Source organism: Pyxidicoccus xibeiensis (assembly GCF_024198175.1).
Taxonomy (GTDB): domain Bacteria; phylum Myxococcota; class Myxococcia; order Myxococcales; family Myxococcaceae; genus Myxococcus; species Myxococcus xibeiensis.
In genome coordinates, this window is record NZ_JAJVKV010000003.1 from 789,931 (window position 1) to 806,192 (window position 16,262).

A 16,262-nucleotide genomic window follows, 5' to 3' on the forward strand; every position below is an offset into this window, starting at 1 on the left:
GCGGGAGGCCCAAGGGGCCCGGCCTGGGTCAGGAGGGCCGTGGCTCCGGGGGCTCCGCGCCGGGCGTCAGCTGACCCTGGAGGTGGAGCTGGCCGTCCTCGGCCCTCACCCGGTAGGCCACGCCGTCGTCCTGCCGGGCCGTCTGGAACAGCACGCGCGAGGGCAGCAGCAGCGGCCGGCGGAACTCCGAGGTGAGGGTGAGCGCGGGGGCCTCGGCCGCTTCGCCCATCTCCGCCACGCAGCGGCCCACGGTCCACATGCCGTGGGCGATGGCGCGGGGGAAGCCGAAGAAGCGCGCGGTGAGCGCGTACAGGTGGATGGGGTTGTAGTCCCCGGAGGCCTTCGCGTACCGGCGGCCGGTGTCCTCGGGCACCGTCCAGCTCGCGGGGCGGCTCTGGGCGAAGCGGACGTCCTCCTCCGGAGGCGCCTTCGGGCCCGCCGGCTTCGCCTCGCGCGAGCGCTCCTCCGCGCCCGGCAGGCGGCGGAGCATGGTGGTGAAGGCGCTCCAGACGAGCGTGCCCTCCACCTCCACGTGGGTGTGCAGGTCCAGCTCACGGCCCTGCCGCACCTCGCGCTGGCCCTCCACCCACGTGCGCACGGAGAGCGGCGTGCCCTCCGGCAGCCGCCGGTGCTGATGGATGCGGTTGCGCACGTGAATCATGCCGAGCAGCCGGTAGGGGAAGTCCGGGTGGTTGAGCAGCGCGATGTGCAGCGGCGCGACGAGCACCTGGGGAAAGGGCAGCGGCAGGTACCCGTCCGCCGCGAAGCCGCACACCTCCCGGTAGCGCGCGAGCTGGAGGGCCTCCGGCGCGAAGTGCCGCACCCGCACCTCCAGCCGGGGCACCTCGCCGGGTCGCGAGGGGCGGCGGGCCACGGCGGCGCGCAGCAGCTCCCGGGCGAGCGGTGGGGGCGCGGCAAGCTCGAGGACACGTGGGGAGGTGGACACGGAGGACTCCTGGCAGGGGGACGGACGCCCTGGCATGGCACCATGCGTCGTGGCCGGCGGGAAGCGCCTTCTCCCCTGCTGGGGTGGCGAACGTCGGGCGGGTGGAGGGAAACCCCCTTTCGCCTCCGGCAGCCCTTCCGCACGCCCTCCATGCAACTTTCCGCCGCGCGCGACAGCCTCAGTCCTTAGACTTCCCCAAATGCTTCATGTCATTCCCCTGGGCGGCCTTGGCGAGATTGGCCTCAACTCCATGGTCATCGCCTGTCGCGGGGAGATGCTGCTCATCGACGCCGGGCTGATGTTCCCCTCCGCGGGGATGCCCGGGGTGGACATCATCATCCCGGACTTCACCCACCTGAAGCAGAACGCCGCCCAGCTCAAGGGCGTGGTGCTCACCCACGGCCACGAGGACCACCTGGGCGCGCTCCCCTACCTGCTCAACGAGGTGCCCGTCCCCGTCTACGGCACGCGCTTCACGCTGGCCATGGCCCGCCACCGCCTGAGCGAGCTGGGGCTGAAGGCGGACCTGCGCGAAATCGAGCCGCGCGAGCCCTTCCCCGTGGGCACTGCCTTCAAGGTCGAGGCCAGCCGCGTCACGCACACGGTGCCGGACGCGGTCGGCTTCATCGTCCGCACCCCCGAGGGCACCGTCATCCACACCGGGGACTTCAAGCTGGACCCGGACCCCATCGACGGGCTGCGCACGGACCTGGAGCGCTGGGGCGAGGCCGGCGAGGAGGGCGTGCTGTGCCTCCTGTCGGACTCCACCAACTCCGAAATCACCGAGGAGACGGGCAGCGAGCGCGTGGTGGAGCAGACCTTCGAGCGCCTCTTCACCGGCGCCACCGGCCGCATCGTCGTCGCCCTCTTCTCCTCCAACCTCCACCGCGTGCGACATCTCCTCGCACTGGCCGAGCGGCTGGGGCGCAAGGTGGCCCTCCAGGGCCGCAGCATGATTCGCAACGTGGAGATGGCGCGCGAGCTGGGCTACCTGGACGTGCCCGACTCGCTCTTCATCCACCTGGACACGGTGCAGCAGCTGCCGGCGCACCGCGTGCTGGTCATCACCACCGGGGCGCAGGGCGAGCCGCGCGCCGGGCTGTCGCAGCTGGCCGCCGGGGAGGGGCCGGTGCGGTTGGACCCGGGAGACCTGGTGGTGCTCAGCTCGCGCCCCATCCCCGGCAACGAGCGCTCCGTGGGCGGCCTCATCGACGACCTCCTGTGGCGGGGGGCGCGCGTCGCCTATGCCCAGCTGGAGCCCGGCGTCCACGTCTCCGGCCACGCCAGCCGGCCCCAGCAGCGGCGGGTGCTGGACCTGGTGCGCCCCAAGCACTTCGTCCCCGTGCATGGGGAAGGCCGCCACCTCCACCGACACCTGGCCACCGCGCGCGAGGCCGGAATGGAGCCGGCGCAGTGCCTGCTGGCCCAGGACGGGGACGTCGTCACCTTCGAGCACGGCCGGGGGCGCTTCAGCGGCAGCGTGCCGGCGGGCCGCGTCTTCAAGGACCGCTTCGGCAGCGGGGTGGTGACGCCGGACACCCTCCAGGAGCGGGTGAAGCTGTCGGAGACGGGCATCGTCACGGCGGTGGTCGTCATCCAGCGGGACAACCAGAAGCTGGTGGCCGGGCCGCAGCTGTCCGGCCAGGGGCTGAACCTGGACGAGCAGGTGATGCTGCCCCGGGTGGCCCAGGAGGCCCGTGCCCTCTTCGAGGAGCTGTCCACCCAGCTCCGGGGGGATGACGCCCTGGTGCGAGAGGAACTCACCCGGGCGGTGCGCCGGGCCTTCAAGCTGTACACCTCCCGGCGGCCCCTGGTGGTGCCCATGGTCGTCAGGGTGTAGGTGTGGTAAGGGCCGCAGCCGATGCCATCCTTCGACGTCGTCTCGAAAATCGACCTCGCTGAGCTCGACAACGCGGTCAACCAGACCAAGAAGGAGCTCAGCACCCGCTACGACTTCCAGGGCACCCAGGCGGACGTGGTGCTGGCCCCGGACAACACCGCCATCACCGTGAAGGCCAACAGCGAGGACCGCGTCCAGGCCGCCAAGGAGGTCCTCCTGGGCAAGCTGGCCAAGCGCAACATCAGCCTCCATGCGCTGGAGTACGGCGACATCGAGAAGACGGGCCTGCACAACGTGAAGCAGGTCATCAAGCTCCAGCAGGGCATCCCCGTGGAGAAGTCCAAGGAGCTGGTGAAGCTGCTGAAGGAAACGAAGATGAAGGTGCAGGGCTCCATCCAGGCGGACCAGCTCCGCGTCACCGGGAAGAACCGGGACGACCTGCAGGCCGCCATGGCCCTGTTCCGCAAGGAGCAGGACCGGCTGAAGCTGGACATGCAGTTCACCAACTTCCGCGATTAGAAAAGACGTTCATGCGCACTGCCGCCCCGCTCCTCTTCCTGATGCTGTGCGCCCCCGCCGTCGCCTCCGCGCAGGAGGAGCGCGCCTCGCGGCCGGTGCCGACCCTCGCCAAGGCCCCGGGCTTCCAGGCCGGCCTCAAGGGCCTGGCCTCGCCGCTGGTGCTCAAGCCCGTCGCGGCGGAAGGGGCCAGCGCGTCGTTCACCGCCAAGGTGGGCCTGCGCAAGGACACCCTCTACGTGGGCGTGGAGGCCACCGACGACCAGCTGGTGGCGGCCGACCTGCTCACCCTGTCGCTCTACTTCCCGGGCTCGGGCCCCACCGCCACCGGCTACACGTGGCGCTTCGCCTTCGACGGCAAGCGCGCGTCGGGCACGGACCACGGCACGCCCCAGTTCGCGCAGGAGAAGGTGAACGCGGCGGTGCAGCGCCGGGGCAACGCGCTGGTGCTGATGGCGGCCATCCCCGTGCGCGCCTTCCCCCGCTTCCCCGCGCGCGACCCCCTGGTGATGGACCTGTGCCTCACCTACGAGGACCAGGACGGAGCGGGCGGCAAGGCGGTGCCCGTCTCCAACTGCCAGAGCGGCACCATGGTGGGCGAGGCGCTCCGGCTGCCGGAGGACCCGCGCAAGGGCCTGAAGCTGAAGCCGCCGGAGACGGTGACGGCGCTGGAGGCGGCGAAGGACGGCTGGCTGGGGTGGGACCTGCACAGCTTCCCGGCCTGGGCCCAGGGAGACGAGCTCCTGGTGCCCGCCTCGCTGCGCGCCCTGGTGGTGCCGGACGCGCTGGACGCCACGAAGGTGGGCGTCATCGTCCCGGACACCCTCAGCCTGCCGGACGGGCGCCCGATCGTCACGGTGCTGTCGGGGAAGAATCCCTATGCCGTCGCGGGTCGGTGTGATTCCGAAAGCGAGCTGCGGGTGGGGCTGTACCTGGTGACGGGGAAGACGGCGCTTCGAGTGCTCGAGTGGCCGGCCGCCACCTGCGCGCTGGGGCGGGCCGTGTCGATGGAACTGGATGAAGAGGGAGCGCTGACCATCGGTTACTCGAACGGCGCAACCATGAACTTCGCCTGGAGTGGAGACCACTTCGAGCGAACCGAACTCGGAAAGCGGTAGACGCGGTGCAAGAGACCAAGAGCCTGTACATGATGACGCTCGGCTGCCCGAAGAACCGGGTGGACTCCGAGGTGATGCTGGGCACGCTGCAGCACCGGGGCTACAAGCTGGTGCAGGAGCCGTCCGAGGCCCAGGTCATCGTCGTCAACACGTGCGCCTTCATCGGTCCCGCCAAGCAGGAGTCGGTGGACTCCATCCTGGAGATGGCCGAGCTCAAGAAGTCGGGCACCTGCAGCACGCTGGTGGTGACGGGCTGTCTGTCCCAGCGCTACGGCGAGGAGCTGGCGAAGGAGATGCCGGAGGTCGACCACTTCCTGGGCACCAGCGCCTACGCCCAGATTGGCGACCTGCTGGCCGCCGAGGCGTCGCCGCGTCAGGTGATTCCGGACCCCGACTACATCCACGACGCCAACACGCCGCGCGTCAACTCGATGCCGAAGTACACCGCCTACCTCAAGGTGTCCGAGGGCTGTGACAACGCCTGCGCCTTCTGCATCATCCCCACGCTGCGCGGCGGGCAGCGCTCGCGCCCCATCGCCGACATCATGCTGGAGGCCCAGCGGCTGGCGGAGAGCGGCGTGCAGGAGCTGAACCTCGTCGCGCAGGACCTCACCGCGTACGGGCATGACCTGCCGGGCAAGCCGAAGCTGCACGACTTGCTCAAGGAGCTGGTGAAGGTGGACGTGAAGTGGATCCGCCTGCACTACGCCTACCCGCGCGTGTTCCCGGACGAGCTCATCGAGGTGATGGCCTCGGAGCCGAAGATTGCCCGCTACCTGGACATGCCGGTGCAGCACGTCAGCGACAAGCTGCTCCTGTCCATGAAGCGCGGCCGCAACTCGGAGTTCCTCAAGGGCCTGCTGGCGAAGCTGCGCGAGCGCGTGCCGGGCCTGGTGATGCGCACCTCCCTCATCGTCGGCCTGCCCGGCGAGACGGAGGAGGACTTCGAGATGCTGAAGGAGTTCGTGAAGGCTCAGCGCTTCGAGCGGCTGGGCGTCTTCCAGTACTCGGACGAGGAGGGCACCGCGGCCTTCGACCTGCCGGACAAGGTCCCCCAGAAGCTCATCGAGCGCCGGTGGCGCGAGGTGATGGCCATCCAGAAGCGCATCAACCGCGAGCAGAACAAGAAGCTGGTGGGCAAGCGGCTGGAGGTGCTGGTGGAAGGCCCCGCGCCGGAGACGGAGCACCTGCTGGTGGGCCGCCACCAGGGCCAGGCGCCGGACATCGACGGGCTCGTGTACATCAACGATGGACTGGCGTACCCGGGGGAGCTCGTCACGGTGGAGGTGACGGAGGCCCACGACTACGACCTGGTCGCCCGCGTGGTGGAGCGCCCGGACCCGAAGCAGCGCAAGCACACCGCGCGCGACGCGCACCCCGCGCCCGTGCCGCTCGTGCCCAAGCCTCGCGAGGCGACGCGGGTGGAGTAGCCGCTTCCGGGCCGCGTGCGGTGCGACACGGCCTGGAGGTTCATCGACGGGCCCGCGGCCTTGCTGGCGCGGGCCCGCTGTCGTTCAGGGGGACGGCGTGTCGTCGAGGATGATGCGGCGGCCCGGGCTGACGGCGTGCAGCCGCTCGCGCAGCTTCTCGCGCTCCTGCTTCTGGGCCTTCGGGATGGCCGCGAGCTTCTCGTGCAGCTCGCGGGCGCTCTCGTCGTACCACTCCTGGCGCGTGAGGCCGCCTTCCGACAGGTAGCGGGCGGCTCCCGCCAGCAGGCGGCAGCAGTCCTCCCAGCCCGGGTCCTGTCCAGGGCCGCCCTCGTTCCGGGAGAAGGCGATGGCCTGCTCCAGCGTGGCGCCGGGCGCGAGGGCCACGTTGACGAGGGAGTACGCCGAGGCCCCCGAGGGCTCGCGCATGCACATCCACAGGAACCAGTAGGCGCCGGCGCCCTGCGGCGAGGGGGACTCCACCGCGTAGATTTCGGTGATGGGCGCGGTGCCGCCTTCGGGCAGGCGCCCGGTGAGGCCGGCCTCGGCGGGCACCACCAGCACCAGCGAGTCCGTGGGCAGCCGCAGCCCGTCACAGGGCACGGTGCCGGGAGTCTCCTTCAGGAGGCGGCGGGCGAGCGGCTCCGTGATTTCGTAGCGCTGGCGGCCGCGCTGCTCGTGGACGACGAGGTGCCAGTGGCGCAGCGTCGTCTGAAAGGTGGACTGGCGCAGCTGCTCGCGCGCGGCGGGCGCTTCGATGCGGTGGCGCTCGCTGATGTCCTCCATGGCGAAGCGGAGCGCGTCCGTCAGCTCCGGGTCCTTCATGAGGTCGACGTAGCGCGTGTAGCCCACCCGCGCGGCCACCCGCTCCACGACGGCGAGCAGGGCGTAGCGGACGGCGCCGGCCGCGTCTTCCCTGGACACCTTGCCGCGCTCCACGTCCTTCACGAGCACGCGCTGCATGCGCGCGAAGCCCTCCTTCTCCAGGTAGGTGCGGGCCAGGTCGATGTATTGGCGCTGCTCTGTGTACTGCCGGTCGAACTCGGTCGGGGGCGGGCGCATTCGGGGGGAATCTACCTCGGGTCCTCGGGCTCCAGCTCACGCTCCTCGGGTGGAGGCTCGCGGGAGGGTGAAGTGCGCGACGGCACGCCCACCCCCTCACCCAGCGGCGTGGGCTGGCATTCACACACGGTACGGCGAGAGGCCTGCTCGGTGACGAAGGCGCAGGCCGTGGGGCACTCGGGCTGGCGGCCTTCCTCGAACAACGCCAGCTTGAAGCCAGTCGCGCTCGCGAGGGCCGCGTGGCAGGCGGGCAGGGCCTGCGAGAGAGAGGCCCAGGGCACCCGGTGCTGGGTCGTCAGCCCCCGGCTGGTGGCGGGGAAGCTGAGGCCTACGCCGCAGCCGGGCTCCAGGCGCGTCCCATCCGGCCTCACGGGCTCCAGGTGCAGGCGTCCACCCTCGGGGAGGTCGCGGTACACGGCGCCGCTCACGGAGACGCTGCCGTCCGGCTCGCGGCGGACGTGCAGGCCGTAGCACGCCTCCTCGCTGTAGGTGCCGTCGGAGGACGCGCACTGCCGACGCTCGCCAGGGGACGAGGCTGGGGCCGGCGGTCCCACGCGGGGCCGGCGCAGCACCAGCGCCCCACCCTTCGCATCCACCGTCGCGGTGAAGCGCCCCCAGACATCGGGGCCCAGGCGTCCCAGGCTGCTGGGTGAGGCCCACCGGCCCGCGGCCTCCACCACCAGCGGGCGGGCGCCCACGCCTTCGGACACCTCCACCGCGTCCACCGCGAAGGTGCGCGCCGGCAGGTTCGCGGCCGTCTCCAGCGGCTGCAGCCCCTGCGCCTCCGCGGGCCCCACCGCCAGCCTCGAGAAGGGCTCGCGCGTGCCGAGGACGAACGGCCCGGTCAGGTCCGCCTCGCCCTGCCTCACCCGCGCGGCCAACAGCGGCCAGTCGCCGAGGGGCTCGCGGCTGAGTTCCACCACGTACACCTCGCGCGCGGGGTCGGCCGCGGCGGCCTCGGCGGCGTATGCCTCGCGCGGACGGGAGGCGGAGAAGGTCACCTCGCGCCGCAGCGGGTCCACGGTGAGCGCATACGGCTCCAGCACGTCCGCGCCCAGCGTCACTGCGCAGGCCTTCTCACCGGACAGGCCGGCAGTGCGTACCGGCGAGACGACCGGCCCCACGGAGAAGGCGGGCAGCGGCACCACGGGCCAGGAGCGGAAGCCGCCCGCCGGCTCCGGGGCGCGCACGGTGCCCTCGGGCGCGGGCGCCTCCCCCGGGAAGCAGCCCCGGGACACGAGCGAGAGAGGCCGCGCCACGTCGAGCACCACCGGCACCGGACGCGTCCCCAGCCGGCCCGCCACGGTGAGCCGCAGCGCGGGCGAGGCCAGCAGCGGGAGCGTCTGCCCCGCGAAGCCCTGGGAACGCGAAGGGCCGGCAGCCGTACTCCGACGGCAACCGGCCCCGGCCAGACACATCAATCCTACGAGCAGGAACGCGCCGCGCACGCCGCGCAGGTTACTGCTTCTTGCCCTTGGTGAAGTCGTCCACGCGCGTGTCGTCCGGCACATCCAGCTTGAAGCTGTCCGCGGCGATACCCACGTTCGTCTTCAGGTTCAGGAAGGCGATGGTGTTCTCGCTGCCGTCCGGGTCCACCACGGTGCTCTTGAGCACCTGGGCCGAGGCGGGGTCCACCTCCAGCCGTACCTGGCGGAAGCGGGGCTCGGCCTTCAGCGGGTCCAGAACCAGCAGCGTGCCCTTGCAGTCCTTGCAGGCGCCCTTGGTGATGGCGAACTCGTCCGCCAGCTTGCCCTGGCCGAAGAGGAACGTCACCGACGCGGAGAGCTGGCTCGTGTCCATGCTGCCCACCGTCAGGCTCTGGGCGCTCGGGTCGTGCATGTACACCTTGTTGCCGGCCAGCACGAAGGTGCGCGCCGACGGCTTCTGGTACTCCCACCGCATCAGGCCCGGCTTCTTGTACGTGACGGTGCCCTCGGACGTCTGCGTGCGCCGGAAGGTCTTGTACTTGTAGTCCTGCCGGAAGCCCGCCCGGAAGTCGCCGGTCTTCTCGTAGAAGGCCTGCATCCGGTCCACCAGCGACTTCACCTCCGGCGTCATCGCCGCCGGCTTCGCGGCAGGCTGCGCGGGCTTCGTCTCCACGGGCTTCGTCTCAGCAGTCGCCCCCGGCTGCGCGGCCGCGGGCTTGCCGGCCTCGGAGGGCTTCGCGGCGGGAGGAGGCGTCGCGGCCGCGGGCTTGCCGGCCTCGGAGGGCTTCGCGGCGGGAGGAGGCGTCGCGGCCGCGGGCTTGCCGGCGTCGGCCGGGGGCTTCGCGACGGGCGCGGGCGCGGCGGCCTGGGCCACCAGGACAGGCTTCACGCCCTCGGAGCCGGGCGCGGCCTGGGTGCCAGGCGCGGACAGGAGCGTGACGAGCAGGGTTTCCAGGAACATGGCGTGCGTCTCCAGGCGGGCCCATGTAGGCCAGCGGCGTCCATCTAGCCCATACCGACGGGGAGCGGGGGCCCGGCATTCATGGGCGCTTCTTGAAGAGCCGCTTCCTCTGTTTGATGGCCAGCACGTAGAAGCGCTCGCGCAGGGCCTGGGCCTCTTCGGGGGACAGGTCACCCGAGCTCCCCAGGTGCTCGTCCCGCCAGGCGACCGCCCGGCTGATGCAGGCCGAGGCGGCGGCGGAGATGTTGAGGCTCTGGCTGAAGCCCCGCATGGGCACCCAGAAGGTGCCGTCCACGGACTCCAGCACCTCGGTGCTCACCCCGTAGCGCTCGTTGCCGAAGACGAGCGCCATCTTCCCGTCGAAGCGCAGCGTGTAGAGGCTGGTGGCCCCCTCCTGGATGGCGGAGGCGTAGAGGCGGAAGCCCCGCGACTTCAGGTGCTCCCGGCACTCGGCGAACGTCTTGTACAGCTTCACGTCCAGCCACTTGTCACAGCCCTGGGCCACCCTCGAGTTGGGGACGAAGGGGGCCTCGGGGTTGATGACGACGTGCACCTCCTGCACGCCCATGGACTCGCAGGTGCGCAGCACCGCGGCCATGTTGAAGCTGTCCTCCAGCCGGTCCAGGACGACCGTGAAGTTGCGCGTGCGCTGGCTGACGACGCGGTCGATCTTCTCCTTGCGCACGTCGAGAAGGAACTGCTCGGGCTCGAGCTGCTCCTTCTCGAAGGGCTCATAGCGAGCACCGCCGCCGGACATTGCCTCAGGCCCTCCTGCCGGCCGGCCTGCGCGCCGACGTCTTCTTCGCCGCCGGCCGCTGCTTCACCGCCGCCGCGCGCTTCGCCGGAGCCTTGCGCGCCGCGACCTTCTTCACCGCGGCCTTGCGAACCGCCGACGTCTTCTTCGCCGCCGCCCTGCCCGCCCCCGTGGCCTTGCGCGCCGGGGACGCGTTCTTCACGGCGGCCCCACGCGTGGCCGTGGCCTTGCGCGCCGGAGCCTTCTTCACGGCCGCCCTGCCCGGGGCCTTGCGCGCCGCCGGAGCCTTCTTCGCCGGAGCCTTCTTCGCCGCCGCCCGGCCATTGCCCACGGCCTCGCGCGCCGGAGCCTTCTTCGCCGCGGGAGCACCCGCGCTCTTGCGAGCCCCAGCGGCCTTCGCCGGCGGCTCCACCCGGAGCTTGTCCGTGCGGCCGGTGAACAGCACCTCCGCCACCGCGTCCATCAGCGGCTGCATGCCCTCGCCGGTGGCGGTGGACACGGGATAGACGCGGATGCCGCGCTCGCGCAGGGCCTCGGTGAAGGGCGCCAGCTTCGCCTGCGCATCCGGCAGGTCCTGCTTGTTGGCCGCCACCACCTGGGGCTTGCCCGAAAGCGTCTGGCTGTACTTCTCCAGCTCGCGGTTGAGCACGTCGAAGTCGTGCAGCGGCTCGCGCCCCTCGCCCTCCGCGCCCATGTCGATGAGGTGGACGAGCACCTTGCAGCGCTCCACGTGCCGCAGGAACTGGTGGCCCAGCCCCACGCCCTCGCTGGCGCCCTCGATGATGCCGGGGATGTCCGCCATCACGAAGGACAGGCCGTCCTTGTACTGGACCATGCCCAGGTTGGGCACCAGCGTGGTGAACGGGTAGTCGGCCACCTTCGGCCGCGCCCGGCTCACGCGGGAGATGAAGGTGCTCTTGCCCGCGTTGGGGAAGCCCAGCAGGCCCACGTCGGCCAGCAGCTTCAGCTCCAGCCGCAGCGTGTGCTCCTCGCCCTTCGTCCCGTCCTGGGCGAAGCGCGGCGTCTGCCGCGTGGACGTGGCGAAGTTCATGTTGCCCAGGCCGCCCCGGCCGCCCTTCGCCGCCACCCAGCGCTGGCCGGGCTCGCTCAGGTCCACCAGCAGCTCCTCGGTGCCCGCGTCCTTCACCAGCGTGCCCACCGGCACCCGGAGAATCATGTCCTCGGCGCCACGACCGTTGCAGTCGTTGCCCATGCCGTGCTCGCCGCCCTTCGCCCAGTGGTGCTGCTGGTAGCGGTAGTCGAGCAGCGTGGTGAGCTGCGGATCCGCCACGAAGATGACGGAGCCACCATTGCCCCCGTCCCCGCCGTTGGGGCCTCCACGCTCGATGTACTTCTCCCGCCGGAAGGAGACGGAGCCGTTGCCGCCGTCGCCCCCCTTCACGAAGATGCGGACTTCATCGACGAACTTCATCTGGAACTCCTGGAAAACGCAGAGCGGGCCGCCCTCGCGTCCCGCCGCCGGAAAGGGCGCGTGGACTGGAGAAGCGACCCGCTCGTGGGTGCCGCGCGGCTGCCGGCCTTCGAGGGCCGGCGGACCGTCAGGCGCTCGCCTGCTCAGCGGCCGGGTAGACCGAGACCTTCTTCCGGTCGCGGCCCAGGCGCTCGTACTTCACCACGCCGTCCACCACCGAGTAGAGGGTGAAGTCGCGGCCGAGCTTCACGTTGGTGCCCGCGTGGATGACCGTGCCCACCTGGCGAACCAGGATGCTGCCGGCCGAAACCGTCTCACCCGCGTACACCTTCACACCACGATACTGCGGGTTGGAATCACGCCCGTTGCGCGAAGAACCCTGTCCCTTTTTATGGGCCATGACACCTTGCTCCTGAAGTTGGGGGTAAACCGTCCGGACTAGCCGGCGATGGAGGTGACCTTCACCTCGGTGTACGGCTGGCGATGACCACGGCGGCGCGTCCAGCCCTCCTTCTCCTTGCGGAAGTGGAGGACGCGGCGGTGCTTGTCCTGGGCCAGGACCTTGCCCACCACGCGAGCGCCGGACACAGTCGGCCGGCCCACCTTGGGGCTGTCCGTACCACCCAGCATGAGGATGTCCGTGAAGGTCACCTCGGCGCCAATGTCGCCGGCGATCTTCTCGATCCGGAGCACATCGCCCTCGGCGACGCGGTACTGCTTCCCGCCCGTGCGAATCACTGCGTACATCGTCTAACCCCTGTCAGCTGTCGGGTTGGGTCAACCCGTGGAATCGACCGCGCATTTCGGACGGTGGTCCATCCAATCGCGCCAAAGGCGGCGGGATTTACGGGATGTGCCCTGGGGAGTCAAGGCGGATGAAGGATCATCCCGCACACCCCGGGGTGGTTTACTCAGCCCGGCCTCCGATGTTAACTGGGAAGCGGGCTTACGGCCGCCAAAACGGGCGCCGTTCTACCGACCTCGTCACGAGGGGGAATCCACAATGAAGAAGTTCATGATCAGCCTGGTGGCTGCGACGTCTCTCGTTTTCAGCACCGGCTGCGGCGGCGACATCTGCGAGGACATCGCGGACGCCTATGAGGGCCTGGACGAGAAGACCGAGGACTGTCCCCAGGTCAATGCCATCGTCGGGCAGATCACCTTCACCGACGAGGACATCGAGGAGTGCAAGGAGGAGTCCGAGGACTGCTCCGGCGATGACAAGGACAAGATCAACGACACCATCGACTGCATCAACGACCTCCCCGACTGCGAGGCGGGCGAGGAGGCGGACTGGGCCGAGAAGTTCGAGGCCTGCAGCGAGAAGAGCGACGACGTGACCTGCAACTAGTCACCTCCCGCCTCTCGAGTACCCCAAGGCCCGGCTCCCTCTCAAGGGGACCGGGCCCTGTCGTTTCCGCGCACGGGCGGGGAACGGGCCGCCAGGGCCCGCCGCACCACGCGGTAGCGCTGCAGCAGCCCCGGCTCCAGCGGGTCCAGCGCCAGGCCGCGCTCGTAGTGCTCCAGCGCTCGCGCGAGCTGGCCGTCCCGCTCCAGTCCCCCACCTGACAGGAAGTGGATGCGTGCCGTGCCCGCGGCCTGGGGCCTGCGGGCGAGGAACTCCCGCCGCAGCGACTCCAGCTGCTCGGCCGTGAGCCCTCCTTCCAGGCACCGCGCCACCCCGGCGTGGTTGCCGCGCCAGGCGTCGTACAGGGCCCGCTGCACCGGGGCGCCCAGCGCCTCGCCCGCCTCGCGCACCCGGACGAGCGCCGCGTCCAGCCACGCCCGCTGGGAGGGGGACAGCGGCCGCTGGCGCAGGGCCTCCAGGGTGCTCGCCGCCTCGCGCGTCCGGGCGCGCACCGCCTCCATGTCCGCGTCCGGCGTCAGGCCCAGCACGGCGTAGTGGTCCCCCGCGGAGCGCTGGCGCCAGGCCTCCAGCACGCGGGCGGCTTCCGCGTCGTCCCCGTGGGGCTCCACGGACGGACGGCGGGCCGGCCCGCCCTTGAGGAGCTGATCCACCGCGGCCTTGAGCGCGGCATTCGCCTCCACGAACTGGACGCCGAAGCCGGTGGGCATGCCCCAGACGCGCGCCTGCTCGGGCGGGACGTGGCGCACCACCTCGCAGAGCACCGACAGCGGGCCGGACTCCAGCTCCAGCACCACCGGCAGCCTCGCGCACAGCGGCGGCAGCGCGCCCGCGCTGCGCAGGAACAGGCCCCCCCGGGACAGGTCCGAGCCGGTGAGCCGCACGGGCCCCTCACCCGGGCGCAGCACCACCTGCACCGGCAGCTCCACGCTCCGGGGCCGGGCCGGCGCTTCCGCGGCGCCTCCCGGCCGGGGGCCGCCGGAGGCTGAAGGCGCAGGGGCCGGGGCGTCGGGCTCGACGGCCGGGGGGGGCGTCACGACGGCGGGAGCGGCCGGGCCGGGCCGAGAGGACGGCGCCGTTCCTCCACCCTCCGCACCGGGAGCGGCCGGGCCGGGCCGTGAAGACGGCGCCGTCCCCCCACCGTCAGCAGGAGCAGAGCCGGGCCGTGAGGACGGCGCCGTCCCCCCGCCGTCAGCAGGAGCCGGTCCCCGGCCCGCCGCGGACACGGGTGGAGTCGCGGCGAGGGCATTCGCCTCGGGCGCCGGTGCCCGGTTCTCCTCGGCCAGGGCGGCCTGCAGCGCGGCACGCAGGGCGGAGGCGGTCGGGTAGCGCTCCTCGGGCGCCTTGGCCAGCGCGCGGAGGATGACGCGCTCCACGGCCGCGGGCACCCCCGGATGCACCGAGCGCGGAGGCGGAGGCGGCCGCATCTGGTGGGCCACGAGCTGCGCCGTCAGCCCCTCGTCGTCGAAGGGCAGCTTCCCGGTGACGAGCTGGTAGGCGATGACGCCCACCGCGTACAGGTCCGCGCGCCCGTCCAGGCGCCGGCCCAGGGACTGCTCCGGGGCCATGTACTCGGGCGTGCCCACGATGATGCCCGCATGCGTCTGCGGCATCCGCGCGTCCGCCAGCTTGGCGATGCCGAAGTCCAGCACCTTGACGAAGGGCATGCTGCGCCCGCGCCGCACCAGGAAGACGTTGTCCGGCTTGAGGTCGCGGTGGATGATGCCTCGCGCGTGCGCGGCCTGGAGCGCGTCGCACACCTGCGCCAGCACGGACACCACGCCCGCGGCCGGCAGCGGCGTGCCCACCCACGCGGACAGCGGCGCACCCTCCAGGTACTCCATGATGAGGTACGGGCGCGGCGGCGCGGCATCCATGTCGAAGATGCTGACGATGTTCTCGTGGCCGATGAGGTTCACCGCGCGCGCCTCCGCGTGGAAGCGCTGCACCAGCTCCGGGTACATGGCCAGGTGCTCGTGCAGCACCTTCACCGCCACCCGGCTGCCGATGGACACGTGCTCGCCCAGGTACACCGACCCCATGCCACCCCGTCCCAGGCGGCGCATCAGGCGGAAGCTGCCGAGCCTCGTGCCCACCAGCGGGTCCGTCTCCTCCATTGCCGGGGCACACCTGCGGCGAGGCGGCTCCCCGCCCTCCCCGTCCGCGCGCACCAGCGTCGAGCAAGTCACCGACGCTCCATGCCACCGGCCGCACGCCGCGCACACACCACCGTTGCTCACCTCGGCCATACCGCTTCCCCCGGGCCTGCCTGCACAGCTTGGACACCGGGGAACCCAGGCATCCACTGGCGGTGCGGGCGGATGTCACGTAGTACCGAGCTACCCGGAGCCACGGTCGGAGAGGACGGTCTACCGGAGGACGCCGCGCGTGCCGACAATCCATCACGCTGGTAAGAGTGCGGCCCCATGTCCGGAACCGCACGCCGCATCCCCGTCGTCAACCTGTCCCACTACCGCGCTGGCACGCCCCGGGAGCGCGCCCGCTTCGTGCAGGTCTTCGGCGACGGCCTCAAGGAGTTCGGCTTCGTCACCGTGGAGGGCCACGGCGTCGACGACGGGCTCATCCGCCGCACCTACTCGGACGTGGAGCGCTTCTTCGCCCAGCCGGAGGCGGTGAAGGCGCGCTACGCGGACCTGGAGCGGGGCGGGCAGCGCGGCTACATCGGCTACGGCCAGGAGCACGCGAAGAACCGCAAGGTGGGCGACCTGAAGGAGTTCTGGCACGTGGGCCGCGAGCTGCCCGTCGGCCACCGCTACCGGGACGTCTACGGCCCCAACGTGTGGCCGGAGGAGGTGCCCTCCTTCCGCGAGCACACCCTGTCGCTGTTCGGCGCGCTGGACGGCGCGGCGGGGGTGATGCTCCAGGCGCTGGCCGAGTACTTCGGAATCGAGCGCGACACCTTCAGCACCATGGCCACGGACGGCAACTCGGTGCTGCGGCTCATCCACTACCCGCCGCTGAAGGAGCGCTTCATCCCCGGTGGCGTGCGCGCGGCCGAGCACGAGGACATCAACCTCATCACCCTGCTGTGCGAGGGCACCGCCGGCGGCCTGGAGCTGCTCACGCGAGATGGCGAGTGGCTGCCGGTGGACACGCTGCGCGGGCAGATTGTCGTGGACTCCGGCGACATGCTCAGCCGGGTGACGAACAACGTCATCCCCGCCACCACGCACCGGGTGGTGAACCCGCGCACCACGGCCGAGGACACGGTGCGCTACTCCATGCCCTTCTTCGTGCACCCTTATGCGGACTGTGTGCTAGAGCCGCTGCCGTGCACGCAGACGCCGGACAACCCGGCGCGCCATGCACCCATCACCGCGGATGCGTTCCTCAAGCAGCGCCTGCGGGAGATTGGCCTGTTGAAGTAATCGGAGGAGGGGCCGGCCTCACTC

The 16,262-nt window shown here is 71.4% G+C and carries 15 protein-coding genes; 6 read left to right on the forward strand and 9 right to left on the reverse strand.

What is annotated here, in order from left to right; genetic code table 11:
- Window positions 1–28 precede the first annotated feature (28 nt).
- A complete protein-coding gene (locus tag LXT23_RS16085) occupies window positions 29–946 on the reverse strand; it encodes a MaoC/PaaZ C-terminal domain-containing protein (RefSeq protein ID WP_253981035.1) in 918 nt (305 codons plus the stop codon).
- Window positions 947–1,145: 199 nt separating this feature from the next.
- Here LXT23_RS16085 and LXT23_RS16090 point away from each other — a divergent pair, with 199 nt between their 5' ends.
- Genes LXT23_RS16090 through rimO form a run of 4 tightly spaced genes read left to right on the forward strand, consistent with a single transcriptional unit; the run spans window position 1,146 to window position 5,850 of the window.
- Window positions 1,146–2,786, forward strand: coding sequence for a ribonuclease J (locus LXT23_RS16090; RefSeq protein WP_253981036.1), 1,641 nt, complete (start codon window positions 1,146–1,148; stop codon window positions 2,784–2,786).
- Between the two features lie 21 nt (window positions 2,787–2,807).
- Complete coding sequence (locus LXT23_RS16095; RefSeq protein WP_253981037.1) at window positions 2,808–3,305, forward strand: YajQ family cyclic di-GMP-binding protein; 498 nt, start codon at window positions 2,808–2,810, stop codon at window positions 3,303–3,305.
- Window positions 3,306–3,316: 11 nt separating this feature from the next.
- Window positions 3,317–4,420, forward strand: a complete 1,104-nt coding sequence (locus tag LXT23_RS16100) for a hypothetical protein (RefSeq protein ID WP_253981038.1) — start codon at window positions 3,317–3,319, stop codon at window positions 4,418–4,420.
- Between the two features lie 32 nt (window positions 4,421–4,452).
- On the forward strand, window positions 4,453–5,850 hold the full coding sequence (rimO, locus tag LXT23_RS16105) for a 30S ribosomal protein S12 methylthiotransferase RimO (protein ID WP_253981395.1): 1,398 nt from the start codon (window positions 4,453–4,455) through the stop codon (window positions 5,848–5,850).
- Between the two features lie 84 nt (window positions 5,851–5,934).
- On the opposite strand, the gene LXT23_RS16110 is transcribed toward rimO, so the two are convergent.
- From LXT23_RS16110 to rplU, 7 genes are all read right to left on the reverse strand, one after another.
- Entirely contained in the window at window positions 5,935–6,909 is a 975-nt protein-coding gene (locus tag LXT23_RS16110) for a hypothetical protein (RefSeq protein ID WP_253981039.1), read from the reverse strand.
- 11 nt (window positions 6,910–6,920) lie between these two features.
- Complete coding sequence (locus tag LXT23_RS16115) at window positions 6,921–8,420, reverse strand: hypothetical protein (RefSeq protein WP_253981040.1); 1,500 nt, start codon at window positions 8,418–8,420, stop codon at window positions 6,921–6,923.
- Window positions 8,368–9,297, reverse strand: coding sequence for a LolA family protein (locus LXT23_RS50635; protein ID WP_407692885.1), 930 nt, complete (start codon window positions 9,295–9,297; stop codon window positions 8,368–8,370). Before LXT23_RS50635 ends, LXT23_RS16115 begins: the two co-directional genes overlap by 53 nt.
- 79 nt (window positions 9,298–9,376) lie before the next feature.
- On the reverse strand, window positions 9,377–10,054 hold the full coding sequence (locus tag LXT23_RS16125; protein ID WP_253981041.1) for a TrmH family RNA methyltransferase: 678 nt from the start codon (window positions 10,052–10,054) through the stop codon (window positions 9,377–9,379).
- A 4-nt stretch (window positions 10,055–10,058) separates the two neighbouring features.
- Window positions 10,059–11,483, reverse strand: a complete 1,425-nt coding sequence (gene obgE, locus LXT23_RS16130; RefSeq protein WP_253981042.1) for a GTPase ObgE — start codon at window positions 11,481–11,483, stop codon at window positions 10,059–10,061.
- Window positions 11,484–11,610: 127 nt separating this feature from the next.
- Complete coding sequence (gene rpmA, locus LXT23_RS16135) at window positions 11,611–11,883, reverse strand: 50S ribosomal protein L27 (protein ID WP_253981043.1); 273 nt, start codon at window positions 11,881–11,883, stop codon at window positions 11,611–11,613.
- A 38-nt stretch (window positions 11,884–11,921) separates the two neighbouring features.
- The gene (rplU, locus tag LXT23_RS16140; RefSeq protein ID WP_164007355.1) at window positions 11,922–12,230 is read right to left on the reverse strand and encodes a 50S ribosomal protein L21; all 309 of its coding nucleotides are present in this window, start codon (window positions 12,228–12,230) and stop codon (window positions 11,922–11,924) included.
- Window positions 12,231–12,486: 256 nt separating this feature from the next.
- Between rplU and LXT23_RS16145 the strand changes: the two genes are divergently transcribed.
- Window positions 12,487–12,834, forward strand: coding sequence for a hypothetical protein (locus LXT23_RS16145; RefSeq protein ID WP_253981044.1), 348 nt, complete (start codon window positions 12,487–12,489; stop codon window positions 12,832–12,834).
- A gap of 41 nt (window positions 12,835–12,875) precedes the next feature.
- Here LXT23_RS16145 and LXT23_RS16150 read toward each other — a convergent pair whose 3' ends face one another.
- Entirely contained in the window at window positions 12,876–15,098 is a 2,223-nt protein-coding gene (locus LXT23_RS16150; protein ID WP_253981045.1) for a protein kinase domain-containing protein, read from the reverse strand.
- A gap of 177 nt (window positions 15,099–15,275) precedes the next feature.
- On the opposite strand from LXT23_RS16150, the gene LXT23_RS16155 reads away from it, so the two are divergent.
- Entirely contained in the window at window positions 15,276–16,238 is a 963-nt protein-coding gene (locus LXT23_RS16155; protein WP_253981046.1) for an isopenicillin N synthase family dioxygenase, read from the forward strand.
- Window positions 16,239–16,262: the final 24 nt, after the last annotated feature.

Excerpts from the sequence above, each read along its gene's own strand:
- LXT23_RS50635 (WP_407692885.1), bottom strand. The coding sequence starts at position 9,297 with ATGTTCCTGGAAACCCTGCTCGTCACGCTCCTGTCCGCGCCTGGCACC.
- LXT23_RS16090 (WP_253981036.1), top strand. The coding sequence starts at position 1,146 with ATGCTTCATGTCATTCCCCTGGGCGGCCTTGGCGAGATTGGCCTCAAC.
- LXT23_RS16145 (WP_253981044.1), top strand. The coding sequence starts at position 12,487 with ATGAAGAAGTTCATGATCAGCCTGGTGGCTGCGACGTCTCTCGTTTTC.
- LXT23_RS16100 (WP_253981038.1), top strand. The coding sequence starts at position 3,317 with ATGCGCACTGCCGCCCCGCTCCTCTTCCTGATGCTGTGCGCCCCCGCC.
- LXT23_RS16115 (WP_253981040.1), bottom strand. The coding sequence starts at position 8,420 with ATGTGCCGGACGACACGCGCGTGGACGACTTCACCAAGGGCAAGAAGC.
- obgE (WP_253981042.1), bottom strand. The coding sequence starts at position 11,483 with ATGAAGTTCGTCGATGAAGTCCGCATCTTCGTGAAGGGGGGCGACGGC.
- rplU (WP_164007355.1), bottom strand. The coding sequence starts at position 12,230 with ATGTACGCAGTGATTCGCACGGGCGGGAAGCAGTACCGCGTCGCCGAG.
- LXT23_RS16155 (WP_253981046.1), top strand. The coding sequence starts at position 15,276 with ATGTCCGGAACCGCACGCCGCATCCCCGTCGTCAACCTGTCCCACTAC.
- rpmA (WP_253981043.1), bottom strand. The coding sequence starts at position 11,883 with ATGGCCCATAAAAAGGGACAGGGTTCTTCGCGCAACGGGCGTGATTCC.
- LXT23_RS16150 (WP_253981045.1), bottom strand. The coding sequence starts at position 15,098 with ATGGCCGAGGTGAGCAACGGTGGTGTGTGCGCGGCGTGCGGCCGGTGG.
- rimO (WP_253981395.1), top strand. The coding sequence starts at position 4,453 with ATGACGCTCGGCTGCCCGAAGAACCGGGTGGACTCCGAGGTGATGCTG.
- LXT23_RS16125 (WP_253981041.1), bottom strand. The coding sequence starts at position 10,054 with ATGTCCGGCGGCGGTGCTCGCTATGAGCCCTTCGAGAAGGAGCAGCTC.
- LXT23_RS16110 (WP_253981039.1), bottom strand. The coding sequence starts at position 6,909 with ATGCGCCCGCCCCCGACCGAGTTCGACCGGCAGTACACAGAGCAGCGC.
- LXT23_RS16095 (WP_253981037.1), top strand. The coding sequence starts at position 2,808 with ATGCCATCCTTCGACGTCGTCTCGAAAATCGACCTCGCTGAGCTCGAC.